This is a genomic window from Sphaerotilus microaerophilus (genome assembly GCF_023734135.1).
GTDB lineage: Bacteria > Pseudomonadota > Gammaproteobacteria > Burkholderiales > Burkholderiaceae_C > Sphaerotilus > Sphaerotilus microaerophilus.
This window is the reverse complement of record NZ_AP025730.1, coordinates 3,608,964-3,622,314: the sequence shown is the minus strand read 5'-3', so window position 1 is coordinate 3,622,314 and position 13,351 is coordinate 3,608,964. Positions and strand designations below refer to the sequence as shown.

The 13,351-nt window shown below is 68.1% G+C and carries 9 protein-coding genes and 2 tRNA genes; 8 read left to right on the top strand and 3 right to left on the bottom strand.

The window, feature by feature from the left end:
• Nucleotides 1-493 precede the first annotated feature (493 nt).
• The gene (gene efp, locus NGK70_RS15545; RefSeq protein ID WP_251973798.1) at nucleotides 494-1,048 is read right to left on the bottom strand and encodes an elongation factor P; all 555 of its coding nucleotides are present in this window, start codon (nucleotides 1,046-1,048) and stop codon (nucleotides 494-496) included.
• A gap of 218 nt (nucleotides 1,049-1,266) precedes the next feature.
• Nucleotides 1,267-2,463 carry an elongation factor P maturation arginine rhamnosyltransferase EarP gene (gene earP / locus NGK70_RS15540; protein WP_251969424.1) on the bottom strand — a complete coding sequence of 399 codons (1,197 nt, stop codon included), beginning with the start codon at nucleotides 2,461-2,463 and terminating at the stop codon, nucleotides 1,267-1,269.
• 36 nt (nucleotides 2,464-2,499) lie between these two features.
• Here earP and uvrC point away from each other — a divergent pair, with 36 nt between their 5' ends.
• The 8 genes from uvrC to NGK70_RS15500 all read left to right on the top strand — a co-directional run bounded on the left by uvrC (nucleotide 2,500) and on the right by NGK70_RS15500 (nucleotide 10,537).
• A complete protein-coding gene (gene uvrC, locus NGK70_RS15535; protein WP_251969423.1) occupies nucleotides 2,500-4,557 on the top strand; it encodes an excinuclease ABC subunit UvrC in 2,058 nt (685 codons plus the stop codon).
• A 75-nt stretch (nucleotides 4,558-4,632) separates the two neighbouring features.
• The gene (pgsA, locus tag NGK70_RS15530) at nucleotides 4,633-5,199 is read left to right on the top strand and encodes a CDP-diacylglycerol--glycerol-3-phosphate 3-phosphatidyltransferase (protein WP_251969422.1); all 567 of its coding nucleotides are present in this window, start codon (nucleotides 4,633-4,635) and stop codon (nucleotides 5,197-5,199) included.
• Nucleotides 5,200-5,265: 66 nt separating this feature from the next.
• Nucleotides 5,266-6,135 (top strand): DMT family transporter, encoded by an 870-nt coding sequence (locus tag NGK70_RS15525; protein WP_251969421.1) that lies wholly within the window; start codon nucleotides 5,266-5,268, stop codon nucleotides 6,133-6,135.
• Nucleotides 6,136-6,328: 193 nt separating this feature from the next.
• Complete coding sequence (locus NGK70_RS15520) at nucleotides 6,329-6,601, top strand: HU family DNA-binding protein (protein WP_251969420.1); 273 nt, start codon at nucleotides 6,329-6,331, stop codon at nucleotides 6,599-6,601.
• Nucleotides 6,602-6,649: 48 nt separating this feature from the next.
• Nucleotides 6,650-6,725, top strand: a tRNA-Val gene (locus NGK70_RS15515).
• A 165-nt stretch (nucleotides 6,726-6,890) separates the two neighbouring features.
• Entirely contained in the window at nucleotides 6,891-8,825 is a 1,935-nt protein-coding gene (locus NGK70_RS15510; RefSeq protein WP_251969419.1) for a SurA N-terminal domain-containing protein, read from the top strand.
• Nucleotides 8,826-8,957: 132 nt separating this feature from the next.
• Nucleotides 8,958-9,033, top strand: a tRNA-His gene (locus tag NGK70_RS15505).
• Between the two features lie 172 nt (nucleotides 9,034-9,205).
• Complete coding sequence (locus NGK70_RS15500) at nucleotides 9,206-10,537, top strand: tyrosine-type recombinase/integrase (protein ID WP_251969418.1); 1,332 nt, start codon at nucleotides 9,206-9,208, stop codon at nucleotides 10,535-10,537.
• A 49-nt stretch (nucleotides 10,538-10,586) separates the two neighbouring features.
• Here the strand turns inward: NGK70_RS15500 and NGK70_RS15495 are convergent, their stop codons facing one another.
• Nucleotides 10,587-13,340 carry a conjugal transfer protein TraG N-terminal domain-containing protein gene (locus tag NGK70_RS15495; protein WP_251969417.1) on the bottom strand — a complete coding sequence of 918 codons (2,754 nt, stop codon included), beginning with the start codon at nucleotides 13,338-13,340 and terminating at the stop codon, nucleotides 10,587-10,589.
• Nucleotides 13,341-13,351: the final 11 nt, after the last annotated feature.

Genomic DNA, 13,351 nt, shown 5'->3' with positions numbered 1-13,351 from the left:
GCAGAGGCCCTCCATTACCGGTAATTGGTTGACTCTTTGCCTGAGGTTATAAGCATGAACAAGTCGCTCCTGATGGTTACCCTGATCGCCGCTGCCGCTCTGGCCGCTTGTGGCAAGAAGGAAGCTGCTCCCGCCGTTGACGCTGCTGCTTCCGCCGCTGCTGCCGTGGTTGCCCCGGCTGCCTCCGCTGCCGACGCCGCCGCTTCCGCTGTGGCTGGTGCTGCTTCCGCTGTGGCTGGCGCTGCCTCCGCTGTGGTTGACGCCGCTGCTTCTGCCGCTTCGAAGTAATCCTTCGCGCTGCAAAGCAAAAGCCGCCGTAAGGCGGCTTTTTTCATGGGTGTTCAGCAATGCAATTGGGTGGTGGGCGCGGTGCTCGATCTTCGGGGGTGTGACAACCGCACCAGCTCCGGTATCGGGACCTTCACGTGCAGCCACCGTTGCGTTGCGCCGCCGCACCCTGCCGTGATGGCGGGGCGGCGGCTTGCCAGGCGCGTCAGACGCGCTTGCGGTACTCGTTGGTGCGGGTGTCGATTTCGATCATGTCGTCTTGTGCGACGAAGATCGGCACCATGATCTCGTAGCCGGTGGCGATCTTGGCCGGCTTGAGCACCTTGCCCGAGGTGTCGCCCTTGACGGCGGGCTCGGTCCAGGTGATCTGGCGAACCACGCTGGTGGGCAGTTCGACGGAGATGGCCTTGCCGTCGTAGAACACCACTTCAACTTCCATGCCGTCTTGCAGGTAGTTGATGGCGTCGCCCATGTTCTCGGCTTCGACCTCGTACTGGTTGAACTCGGTGTCCATGAACACGTACATCGGGTCGGCGAAGTAGGAGTAGGTGCACTCCTTCTTGTCGAGGATGATCTGGTCCATCTTGTCGTCGGCCTTGAAGACGACTTCGGTGCCCGAGTTGTTCAGCAGGCTCTTGAGCTTCATGCGCACGGTGGCGGCATTGCGGCCACCGCGGCTGTACTCGGTCTTGAGGACGACCATCGGGTCCTTGCCATGCATGATGACGTTGCCGGCGCGGATTTCCTGTGCGATCTTCATAACGATGTCCATGAGGCCCCGCCAGGGGGGCACGGTTGGGTGCAGTTCAGGCGCACGCTCCCGTCGGTGGGGAGTCGCGGCACACGCCTGTGTGCGGGTGGGGCGGTGATTCGCGGGGCGTGGCGTGTGCCTCGGCTGCGCCTCATGGCTCCGCAAAGCCTTTAATTCTACTCTGGTTCAGGGAAAATCCCCGGTTTGCCCGGGGTCCGGCCCGGGCATCAGCCGGCTGAGCCTGGCTGCGCATGGGTGGCGATGAAGGCCAGCAGCTGCGTGACGAGGTCGGGCTGCGCCGCGAAGTGGCCGGCGCGGTCTTTCGCCCAGGCGGTCCAGGCCTGGCGCCATTCGGTCCAACAGGCCGACCAGCACGGCGTGGCCGCAGCATCGCTCGCGTCGTTCCAGGCCCGGAAGGCACGCCGCAGTGTGGTGGCCAGATCGGCGGGGGCACCTTCGAGGTAGCGGCGCAGGAAGGCGTCGAGCTTGGCCAGGTGGGCACCGTCGGCCTGGACGTAGAGCTGCCAGAGGAAGGGGCGGCCGGCCCAGAGGGCGCGCACGGCGGAGTCCTCGCCGCGCACCAGGTTCCAGTCGCAGCTCCAGAGCAGGCGGTCGAAGTCCACCTGGCTGACGTGGGGCAGGAAGTGCACCCGCAGCGCGCCGTGCTCCAACTGCCCGCCCGGCGGCGGCGCTGTGCTCAGGTCCAGCGCATCGGCCACCGCGCGTGCGCTGTGGCCGGGCGTGACCAGCAGGGTGGTTGGCCCGGCCGGTGACTCGGCGAAGGTGCTGAGCCAGTCCTTCAGCGCGGGTTGCGGGTATCCGAACAGGAGCACCAGGTCTTCTGTGCTCCCTGGGGCGTGGCCTGGCCGCAGTGCCAGCCCGAGCCGTGCCTGCAGGAAGGCGGCGCGCTCGCGCGGCGCCTGGAGATGGCCGCGCCGGGCGAGCAGGTCGCGCTCGCGCAGCAGCCCGCCGGTGGCCGCGGTGTAGCCGGGGTAGTAAAACCACTTGGTCAGGCCGCGGCCCGGGCCGCTCCACTGCGGCGACGGCAGGCCGTGCGAGCGCTCGACGTAGTCCTCGGCGCTGAGGTACTCCAGGTTGATCCACACCGGTGGGACCGGGGCGGCGGCCATGCGGGCGATGAAGGCGGCGGGCGGCTCGCAGCCGAAGGCCTCGATGACCACGTCGCCAGGCGCCTCGCCGGCCAGCGGGTCGCGCCAGGGGTGCACCTGGACGGCGGCGGCCCCCGGCCCGCCCGGCAGCGCCATCCAGGCCAGCGCGCTGGCGTCGTCGACCCACAGGCGGACCCGGTGGCCGCGGTCGGCGAGGTCGGCCGCGAGGCGCCAGCACACGCCCAGGTCACCGTGGTTGTCGATGACGCGGCAAAAGAGATCCCAGGCGAGCGAGGCAACGGGGGTGGTGGGCATCGGCACATTATGGGCAGCGGCAAAATCGCGCCCCATATGTCAGACCCGCAAGCCGACGAGCCCGCACCGATCCCGAACGACGCCGCCCCGCCCGACGAGGCGGCGCTGGCTTGGCAGCGCCTGCTGGCCGAGGTGGCCGCGCTGCCGGGGCTGCCGGGGGTGTACCGCTACTTCGACGCGCAGGACCAGCTGCTCTACGTGGGCAAGGCGCGCAACCTGAAGAAGCGCGTCTCCAGCTACTTCCACAAGGACCACGGCGGCACGCGCATTGGCCACATGGTCGGGCGCATCCGCCGGCTGGAAACGACGGTGGTGCGCTCCGAGGCCGAAGCGTTGCTGCTCGAGAACAACCTCATCAAGACGCAGCACCCGCGCTTCAACATCCTCTTCCGGGACGACAAGAGCTACCCCTACCTGAAGCTGGTCACGCATGCCTACCCGCGGGTGGCCTACTTCCGCGGCGCGGTGGACCGGCGCCACCGCTACTTCGGGCCCTACCCGAGCGCCTGGGCGGTGAAGGAGGGCATCCAGCTGCTGCAGAAGGTGTTCCGCCTGCGCACCTGCGAGGACACGGTGTTCAACAACCGCACCCGTCCCTGCCTGCTGTACCAGATCCACCGCTGCTCCGGGCCCTGCGTGCAGGCGATCAGCGCCGAGGCCTACCGGCAGGACGTGGCCCACGCAGTGCGCTTCCTGGAAGGCCACACCCAGGAGGTGGTGGATGGCCTGCAGGCGCAGATGCTGGACGCGGCCGAGCGGCTGGATTTCGAGGCTGCGGCACAGCTGCGTGACCAGATCGGCGCGCTGGCCAAGGTGCTGCACCAGCAGGCGGTGGACACCGATGCCGAGCGCGACACCGACATCCTGGCCGTCAAGGTGCAGGGCGGCCGTGCCTGCGTGAACCTGGCGATGGTGCGTGGCGGACGCCACCTGGGCGACCGGGCCTACTTCCCGACCCATGTCGAGGAGGCCGCAGCGATCGGTGCGCTCGATGAGGGCGATGAGACGCCGGACGCTGCACCAGGCGTTGACCCGGAAGCTGCCTCGGCAGGCTTCCCGGACGATGCTGCGGCCGAGGCGCCCACGGCCGGTGCGGCGCTGACCGAGGCGGGCGTCGGCGCGATCGAGACGCAGGTGCTGGAGGCCTTCCTGGCGCAGCACTACATCGGCAGCCCCTGCCCGCCGCTGCTGGTGTGCAGCCATGCGGTCGATCGCCGGCTGCTGGCCGCGCTGGGCGAGCAGGTGGGCCACCGGGTGCTGGCGCAGCACCAGCCGCGCGAGCAGCGCCGCGCCTGGCTGGACATGGCGGTCCAGGGCTGCGAGCTGGCGCTGGCGCGGCTGCTGGCCGAGGAGGGTTCGCAGCAGGCACGCACACGTGCGCTGGTGGAGGTGCTCGACCTGGCGCCCGAGGGCATGGACGCCCAGCTCGACGGCCTGCGCATCGAGTGCTTCGACATCAGCCACACCGCGGGCGAGGCGACGCAGGCCTCCTGCGTGGTGTTCGAGCAGCACCGCATGCAGCCCTCGCAGTACCGGCGCTTCAACATCGCCGGCATCACCGGTGGCGATGACTACGCGGCGATGCGCCAGGTGCTCACGCGCCGCTACGCGAAGCTGGCGGAGGCGGCGCAGCAGGGCCAGGGGCGCCTGCCGGACCTGGTGCTGGTCGATGGCGGGCGCGGCCAGGTGGCGATGGCGCGCGAGGTGTTCGAGTCGCTGGGGCTCGATCTGGCGCTGATCGTCGGCGTCGAGAAGGGCGAGGGCCGCAAGGTCGGGCTGGAGGAACTGGTGTTTGCCGATGGGCGCGAGAAGATCGCCTTGGGGCGCGACTCGGCCGCCCTGATGCTGATCGCGCAGATCCGCGACGAGGCGCACCGCTTCGCGATCACCGGCATGCGCGCCAAGAGGGCCTCGGTGCGCACCTCGGGCAGCCGGCTGGAGGACATCCCTGGCGTCGGTCCGAAGAAGCGCGCCAAGATGCTGCAGCGCTTTGGCGGTGTGCGCGGCGTCGCGGCGGCCAGCGTGGACGACCTGGCCACGGTCGAGGGCATTTCACGCGAGCTGGCCGAGGAAATCTTCCGTGCCCTGCATTGAGGGGGGGAAGCGCGTCAAACGGGGGCCACGAACGCGGGAACCCGGCGTGCACTTGAACCTGTGCACAATGTCACCATGTTTTTCACCCTGCCGACGCTGCTCACCTGGGCGCGCATCGTTGCCATCCCCCTGGTGATCGGGATCTTCTACCTGCCGGTGGACCTCCGTTCGGCCAACCTGTGGGCGACGCTGCTCTTCATCGTCGTGGCGGCCACCGACTGGCTGGACGGCTACCTGGCCCGCCGGCTGAACCAGACCTCGTCGTTCGGCGCCTTCCTCGACCCGGTGGCCGACAAGCTGCTCGTGACTGCCGCGTTGCTGGTCCTGCTGCAGCTCGACCGTGTCAACGCCCTGGTGGCGTTGATCATCATCGGGCGGGAAATCACCATCTCGGCGCTGCGCGAGTGGATGGCGCAGATCGGCGCGTCGCGCAGCGTGGCGGTGCACATGCTGGGCAAGCTCAAGACCACCGCCCAGCTGGCCGCCATCCCCTTCCTGCTCTATGACGGCCTGCTGTTCGGTGTCATCGACACGCGCTGGTGGGGCACGGTGGCGATCCTGGTGGCCAGCGTGCTGACGGTCTGGTCGATGGCCTACTACCTGCGCAAGGCACTGCCCGAAATCCGGGCCAAGGCGCGCTGAGTGGCGGGCCCCGGGGGTTCTGCTGCAGTTGGTGGTGCCGATGGGGGCACGGCGTGGCTGCGCGCCATGCCGGCGGTGTTCGTGCTCATCTGGAGCACCGGGTTCATCGTCGCGCGCTACGGCATGCCGCATGCGCCGCCGCTGAGCTTCCTGAGCCTGCGCTACCTGCTCTCGGTGGGCTGCTTCCTGATCTGGATCGCCCTGGCGCGGGTCGCCTGGCCACGCGGTGCGGCGCAGTGGGGCCACCTGGGGCTCACCGGCGTGCTGATGCATGGCGGGTATCTGGGCGGGGTCTGGGCGGCCGTGCGCAGCGGCATGGGGGCGGGCACCGTGGCGCTGATCGTCGGGCTGCAGCCGCTGCTGACGGCGCTGTGGGTATCGGCGCAGGCGCGCTCCCCGCTCACCGGCCAGGCCCTGCGCGAGCCCGTCACGCCAAGGCAGTGGGCTGGCCTGCTGCTGGGGCAGGGAGGGCTGCTGCTGGTGGTCTGGCACAAGCTCGGCATCGGCGAGGTGACCGCCGCCAACCTGTCGCTCGGCCTGCTCGCGCTGGCCAGCATCACGGTGGGCACGCTCTACCAGAAGCGCCATGTCGCGCCCTGCGATGTGCGCTCTGCCAATGCGGTGCAGCTGATGGCTGCCCTGGCGGTGACCGCGCCGCTGGCACTGCTGGAGAGTGCCCCGGTGGTCTGGCACCCGGCGTTGGTCGGCGCGCTGGCCTGGTCGGTGCTGGCCCTCACGCTGGGGGGCAGTTCGCTGCTGTACCTGCTGATCCAGCGTGGTGCGGCGACCCGCGTGACCAGCCTGCTGTACCTCGTGCCGCCCTGCACGGCACTGATGGCCTGGGGGCTGTTCGGCGAGACGCTGGGCGGGCTCACGCTGGCTGGCGTGGCGATGTGCGTGCTCGGCGTGGCCTGGGTGGTGAGGGAGTCGCATTGAGGGTGGCCGATGCGGCGGCAAACGCCCGCCGCGGCGGGCACCTGCCGCGAAAGTGCATAGAATGCGCGCCTGCCAGGCCCGTCGGCGCTCATACCGGACGGGGTGCAGGCGGGGCCGACCGGTCTCGTCTGCGGGCTGAAACCTCGCCGAAACGACCGACCGCAGTCGTGAGAGCCATTTTGAGAGGTAGTTTGTGAACAAGTCCGAATTGATTGACCACATCGCCGAACAGGCGGACATTTCGAAGGCCGCTGCCGCGCGAGCCCTGGAGGCGGTGATCGGCGGCGTGACGGACACGCTGGCCCGTGGCGACAGCCTGACCCTGGTGGGCTTCGGTACCTTCGCCGTGTCCACCCGCGAAGAGCGCAGCGGCCGCAACCCGCGCACTGGCGCAACCATCCAGATCAAGGCGTCCAAGGTGCCCCGGTTCCGTCCCGGCAAGGCGCTGCGCGACGCCATCGTCTGAGCCCCAGCGGGCACAGACCTCTGTCCGATTCGGCAGCATGTGACCACCGGGTGCTTAGCTCAGTTGGTAGAGCGGCGCCCTTACAAGGCGTAGGTCGGGGGTTCGAGCCCCTCAGCACCCACCACTTCCGGTTGTCCGATTTGCTGTCTGATCCCACCCCGATCGAGGCCTGTCAAGCCGCCCCAGGCGGTCTGGCCGGTCCAACGAGCGCAGAAGGCGAACCCCGGTTCGCCTTTGTCGTGTCTGGCGCCAGGTCCCGTGCCGCGCCGGCCCACGCAAGGAAGCATTGATGTTCGATTTCGTTCGCCGCCACAACCGGATCCTGCAGTTCGTGCTCGTGCTGCTGATCTTCCCGTCCTTCGTGGTGTTCGGCATCCAGGGCTACCAGCGCTACACCGAGGGCAATTCAGCGGTGGCGCGTGTGGACGGCCGCGATGTGACCCAGACGGAGTGGGATGCCGCCCACCGCGAGCAGGCCGAGCGCATGCGTGCCCAGGTGCCTGGCATCGATGCCAAGCTGCTCGACTCGCCCGAGTTCAAGCGGCAGACACTCGATCAGCTGGTGCGCCAACGGGTGCTCTTCGCCGCCGTGGCCGACCAGCACCTGGCGCCCACCGACGACCAACTGGCGCGCGTCTACCAGACCGACCCCAACTACGCCTGGCTGCTCAAGGCCGACAAGGCGGCTCGCCGTGACATGCTGGCCGCTCGCGGCCTGAACGAGGCGATGCTCGATGCCCAGGTGCGCCAGGACCTCGCCTTGCGCCAGGTCCTGCTCGGCGTCAGCGGCTCGGTGCTGGCGCCGCAGTCGGCCGCCACCGCGGCGCTCGACGCCTACTTCCAGCAGCGCGAGGTGCAGGTGCTGCGCCTGGAAGCCAAGGACTACCTCGCCAAGGTCCAGGCCAGCGACGCCGAGGTGCAGGCCTTCTACGACGAGCCGGGCAACGCCGCGCGCTTCCTGTCCCAGGAGGCCGCCAGCATCGACTACCTGCTGCTCGATCTCGCCGCGATCTCGCGCACGATCACCGTGGCCGATGACGAGCTGCACAAGTACTACGAAGAGAACGCTGCGCGCTTCGGCCAGCCGCAGGAGCGCCGCGCACGCCACATCCTGATCGCCGTGCCTGCCGGTGCAGCGGCCGATGCCAAGGCCCAGGCCAAGGCCCGTGCTGTGGCGCTGGTCGCCGAGCTGAAGAAGTCGCGCGGCAGCTTCGCCGAGCTGGCACGAAAGCACTCCGGCGACGCCGAATCCGCTTCGCGCGGTGGCGACCTGGAGTGGGCTGGCCGTGGCGCGATGGTCTCCAAGGCCTTCGAGGACGCCGTGTTCGCGCTGCAGAAGGGCGCACTGGCCGAGCAACCGGTCGAGACCGAGTTCGGCTTCCACGTCATCGAACTGCTGGACGTGCGCGGCGGCGAGCGCCGCAGCTTCGACAGCGTGCGCGCCGAGATCGAGGCTGAGGTCAAGAAACAGCTGGCCCAACGCCGTTATGCCGAGGCGGCCGAGCAGTTCACCAACCTGGTCGAGCAGGAGGATACGCTCAAGCCCGTGGCCGACAAGCTCAAGCTCGAACTGCGCCACGCCGAGGGGGTCGGCCGAGCCGGCTCTGGCGAGCCCGCCGGAGTGCTGCGCAGCCCGAAGCTGCTGGAGGCCCTGTTCCAATCCCAGAACCTCAGCGGCAAGCGCAACACCGAAGTGGTCGAGATCGGCGCCAACCAGTTGGTGGCCGCGCACGTCGTGAAGTACGCCCCGGCACGTCGCCAAGCCCTGGCCGATGTGCGTGAGCAGGTCCGCGCCGCGGTGCTGCAACGCAAGGCCGCCCAGGCGGCACGCGACGACGGTGCTGCGCGACTCAAGGAGTGGCAGGCCAAGCAGGACGCGCCCGCCGGCCTGGGTGCGGCCGTGCTGGTGTCGCGCAACAAGCCGAACGGCCTGTCGCCGGCTCTGCTCGATGCCGTCCTGCGCGCCTCGCCCACCGGGCTGCCGCGCTGGGAAGGGGTCGACCTGGGCGGGGAAGGCTACGCCGTGGTGCGCCTGCACAAGGTGCTCCCTGCCGATGCCACCGCACTGGGTGACGCGGCCCAGGCGCGCGCGCAGTACGCGCAGATCTGGGGCCAGGCCGAAGGCGAGGCCTACTATGCCGCGCTGCGCAAGCGCTACAAGGCATCGGTCACCGGCAAGGCCGCGGCGGCTGCCGACGTTGCAGCTTCGGGGGCCTCGCGTTGACCTCAGGAGCTGTCTGAAGGGCGTTCAATGGCGTTCACCGCAACGCACCGCGCGTGCGGCTGCGCCTTCCAACCCGGCCTGCCAGGGGCTTGAACTGATCCAAAGTTCCGGTCTATAATTTCTTTCTCTGCGGTGGCTGTAGCTCAGTTGGTAGAGTCCCAGATTGTGATTCTGGTCGTCGAGGGTTCGAGTCCCTTCAGCCACCCCATTCCTGCATTTCACAGGGTCTCGTGAAGACCCAAAACTCCTGATAAATCAACGACTTGCGCAGTTGTTTGAGTCAGGAGGTCCGATGTCGGCAAGCGACGTCGCGACGCAGGTAGGGGAACATGTAGGGGAACAAATGGTGTATTTCATGCCATTCGAGATTTTGTTCCCCTATGCTCAACGACAAGCAATGCAAGTGCGCCATCTGCCCGGAGGGCAAGTCCCGCGTACGCTTGACCGATAGTGGCGGCCTCTACCTCGAGGTGGCGGGTGCCGGCTCCAGACGCTGGTTCTGGAAGTACTACTTCGACGGCAAAGAAAAGCGCCTTTCCTTGGGCAGCTACCCGGAGGTGAGCCTCAAGGATGCGCGGGCCGCTCGCGATGACGCGCGCAAGCAGCAGCAAGCAGGCACCGACCCCGTCGTCGAGCGCCAGATCGCCCGATTGACCGAGAGCCGCAACCGGGACGAGAGCTTCGAATCCACTGCCAGAGAATTCCACTCCGTCAAGAAAGTCGGATGGAGCGACCACTACGCCAAGCGTTGGCTTGAGCGACTGGAGAAGGACATCTTTCCCTGGCTTGGGAGGCTTCCGATGCCGCAGATCACCCCGCCGGTCCTCCTGCAGTGCCTGCGCAGGGTGGAGGCCCGCGGCGTGCGGGAGTTGCAGCATTCCTTGCTGGAAGCCTGCGGGCAGGTGCTTCGATATGGCGTGTCGCTCGGGCGGTGCGATCGAAACGCCGCGGCAGATCTGAGAGGGGCACTGCGACCCGTGATGACCCGGCACGTGTCAGCCATCCTTGAACCGGATCAGATTGCTGACCTGATGAGAGCCATCGAGGCCTACCATGGTCACCCAATCACTCGCACCGCCCTGTATCTGTCAGCGCTCGTCTTCCAGCGGCCAGGCAACATGCGCCAAATGGAATGGTCGGAGGTCGATCTGGATGCCGGCCTGTGGACAATCCCGTCGTCCAAGATGAAGCGAACGCGTCAACAGAAGATGAACGGCCGCCCACACTTGGTACCGCTGGCCCCGCAGGCGGTTGCCGCCTTGCGCGACCTTCATGCACTGACGGGGCATGGAAACTTTGTCTTCCCTGCGTTGACTTCGTCGAAGCGGCCGATGAGCGAGAACACGGTGCGGCTGGCGTTGCGCCGATTGGGGTTCGACAACGAGACCATGACACCCCACGGGTTCAGGGCGATGGCGCGCACCGCGATGGTAGAGCGACTCGACATCGCTGCAGACGTCATTGAAGCCCAGCTCGCCCATGGGAAGTCTGGCCCCTTGGGGGCCGCCTACGATCGCGCCGAATTCGTGGCTCAACGCCGCCGCATGATGGTCGCCTGGGCGGACTATCTGGATGAACTGAAGGTCAGTGACGTCAGGACACCGCCGATCGAAAGCCTGCTGGCCTATCGAACGGCGGAGGTGCAGGGAATATCTCTCGCCACCGGGCGCCGCCCGCCTGCGCGAGACCCAGGCAGTCTCCGGGAGCACTGACCGAGACGACCTGCCCGCTCTTGGGACGATGCAGGTACGTCTACGGTCATCACCTTCGCAGGTTCCGCCACACCTTTGCTGCCACATCCCCCACCTCCCTGGCCGACGCACTGGCATCCTCAGCCACCTGCTGCCTGACCTGACCGAGGAGCGACTTGTCCTTCGGTTCCGTGACCGCGGAGGCGGACAACACCTTCCCGGCCACCTGCTCCTTCAGTGCTACGGCGCGCCTGTCAAATTCTGCACGGCCTTCCTTGACCTGGGCCGCCTGTGCACCCGGCACGGCCGGTGTCACCCAAGACCTGCCGGCCACCTCTGCGTCGTTTGACACCCTGGCCCGTTCGACCACACCCCCGGCCTCTGACGCCGGGCCGGTCCGTCCCGCTCCTGCTCGCCACTCCTCGAACGAACTCGGCAAGGCCGCCCCTTCCAACCCCTGCCGATTCGGCGGCAGCCCCCTGCGCGCCAATTCCGCGTCCATCAGCGCCTGAGCGGAGGCGCTGCTGCCGCCGTAGGCCTCGGCGTAGCGCAGGAACATCGCCAGGTTGTGCGGGTCCTGCGCGATGTCGATCGAGATCGACTCACCGCGCTCGTGGGCGCTGGACAGCCGCTCGGCCCGCTGTCGCCGCTCGGTGTAGCTGGACTCCGCCTTCTCGGCCTGGGAGGTGGTGCTGGCCAGCCGGGAGGCCAGCTCCCGGCCTTCCCGGCTGTCGGCGCTCATCAACTCCACCAGGCTGCGGTCGCGCGACATGCGTTCGCCGAACTGCCGGAACTCCGCCAATTGCTCACTGCTCATCGCCCCCAGCACCTTCTGCTCATCGCTGCTGAGCGCGGCCTGGTAGCGCTTGCCCGCATCCGTCTGCAGCTTGCCACCGCTGCCCAGGATCGACAGCCCCAACGCCGCCCGGGCACCAAAGGCAATCTGAGCCACCTGCGATTGAGACACCCCCGTGCGCTCCGACACCGAGCGGCTGATCTGATCCAGCCGATTCAGCGTGCTGCCGAGCTGCTCGAAGCGGCTGGAACTCGACGCAGTGCTCTGTCCGGTCGACTTCAACTGATTCACCCCGCGCGAGAAGGCTTCCGTCAAAGCCGCCGACCGCTCCCGGTTCAGTGACGTGGCCTCGGCTTGCGCCGCATCGGCCTGTCGGCTGGCCTCACTGACCTCCTGCGCGGACACCCGCATCGACACCACCCGCGACGCAAAGCCCTGGTTGCGCAGCAGGCTCACCGCGCTTCGCCCGGTCAGCGTATTCGCCGAGAACGTGTTGCCGCTGCGATCGTCCTGCAAATGGCTCATGAAGGCCGAACTGCGGTTGGGGGCCAGCTGGGCCTGGTCCATCGTCACATTGCCCAGTCCCAGGTTGCCCGCTGCCGCGCCGCCAGTGGCCGCCGACAGCGTGCCTTGCAGGGCCCCGAGGCCTCCCACCAAAGTGCTGCCCATGCCCTCCAGCCGCTTCACCAACGCCCAGGCCAGCAGCGGCACCGCCAGCGCCAGGTGGCCCACCACCGCTTCGCCGGAGATGGCTCGGTTGTAGATGGTCGACGCCGTGCGCAACGACAGGGTCCGAGCCCCGGAGCCCAGATCGGCCGCGGCGGCCAGATCCTGCGCCGCGTAGACCGACGCCATGTAGTTCAGCACCGCAAACAGCGGCGGCCACAGCTGGATCCACACCATCACCAGCGCGTAGCCCTTGAACAGCAGCACTGACTCCCGCCCGCTGGACAGCAGCAGCATCAGCACCAGCAGAGGAAACAGCGCAAAACTCAGCGCCTCCACCACATTGCGAAGCACCGGCAGCGCCTGCTCGGCCAGCTTGCCCTGGTTGATCCAGGCCGCGTTCTGCTGCGCGGTGGCCTGCGCCCGACCCACCGCCAGGGCCATCGCGGCCGGATCGTTGATCTTCTGGCCCACCATCTGACCGGTGTCCTCGATGGCATTGAGCAGCGCGTTCTGCCGGATCAGGTCGGCCGCGGTCTGCGCGGCATCGGCAATACCATTCTTCAGATAGGCCTGCTGCACCTGAGCGGCAATCACCGCAGCGGCTGCGCTGGCCGGCAGGGTGGGGTGCAGCGTCAAGGCCAGCCCCGCCTGCAGCCGGCCCACCTGCACCGGCAGCCGGGCGTTCAGATTCGCGTAGGCATCGGTGCAGGTCACCACAGAGGCTGCGCCGCTGCTCAGCGTCGTGAACCGTGCCGGGTTGGGCGTGGACATGAGCGCCCAGACATCGCCCGACCCGCTGAAGGCGGCCGGGTCAAGGGTGCCGTCCAGCAGGTCGTAGCTGGTGCAGTTGTGGATGAACTGGATCAGGTCGGTGCGGAAGTTCGGATCCTGGAACACCAGCGTGCCGGCCTCGCGGATCAGCCGGTTCCCGAACATCAGACCGTGGCGTTCGTAGCTCAGCTCCGCTGGCAATGCCCCCGTGCCCGGGATCACCTGAAACGCCGTCTCGAACAGGCCGGTGAGGGTGTGGCCGATCGTGCTGGTCAGGCTGCCCAGTGCGGCCACCCCGAAGGGCACGTTGTCCACCACCTTGACGGCACTGCCACCGGTGCGGTCCACGATGCCCAGCGTCACCCGGGGCAGCACCAGCACCCCGTAGACCAGCACCACCGTGGCCAGCCACTTCCAGCCCTGCAGCTTCTCCGGTGCAAAGGCATAGGCCAGCAACGCTGCCAGGAAGCCGCAGAAGGCCACTGCCGCCAGGGCTGCAGCGTAGTCCCCCGAGGCATGGATGGTCGCTGCCGCGTTGAACACACCGAACAGGCTGTCGGCGTTCTGGTAGGCGTAGATCTCCCACATGACCACCCACC

Bases quoted from the DNA above. Each gene is read 5' to 3' on its own strand.
- efp (WP_251973798.1), bottom strand. From the start codon at position 1,048: ATGAAGATCGCACAGGAAATCCGCGCCGGCAACGTCATCATGCATGGC.
- earP (WP_251969424.1), bottom strand. From the start codon at position 2,463: ATGCCCACCACCCCCGTTGCCTCGCTCGCCTGGGATCTCTTTTGCCGC.
- uvrC (WP_251969423.1), top strand. From the start codon at position 2,500: ATGTCAGACCCGCAAGCCGACGAGCCCGCACCGATCCCGAACGACGCC.
- pgsA (WP_251969422.1), top strand. From the start codon at position 4,633: ATGTTTTTCACCCTGCCGACGCTGCTCACCTGGGCGCGCATCGTTGCC.
- NGK70_RS15525 (WP_251969421.1), top strand. From the start codon at position 5,266: ATGCCGGCGGTGTTCGTGCTCATCTGGAGCACCGGGTTCATCGTCGCG.
- NGK70_RS15510 (WP_251969419.1), top strand. From the start codon at position 6,891: ATGTTCGATTTCGTTCGCCGCCACAACCGGATCCTGCAGTTCGTGCTC.
- NGK70_RS15500 (WP_251969418.1), top strand. From the start codon at position 9,206: ATGCTCAACGACAAGCAATGCAAGTGCGCCATCTGCCCGGAGGGCAAG.
- NGK70_RS15495 (WP_251969417.1), bottom strand. From the start codon at position 13,340: ATGTGGGAGATCTACGCCTACCAGAACGCCGACAGCCTGTTCGGTGTG.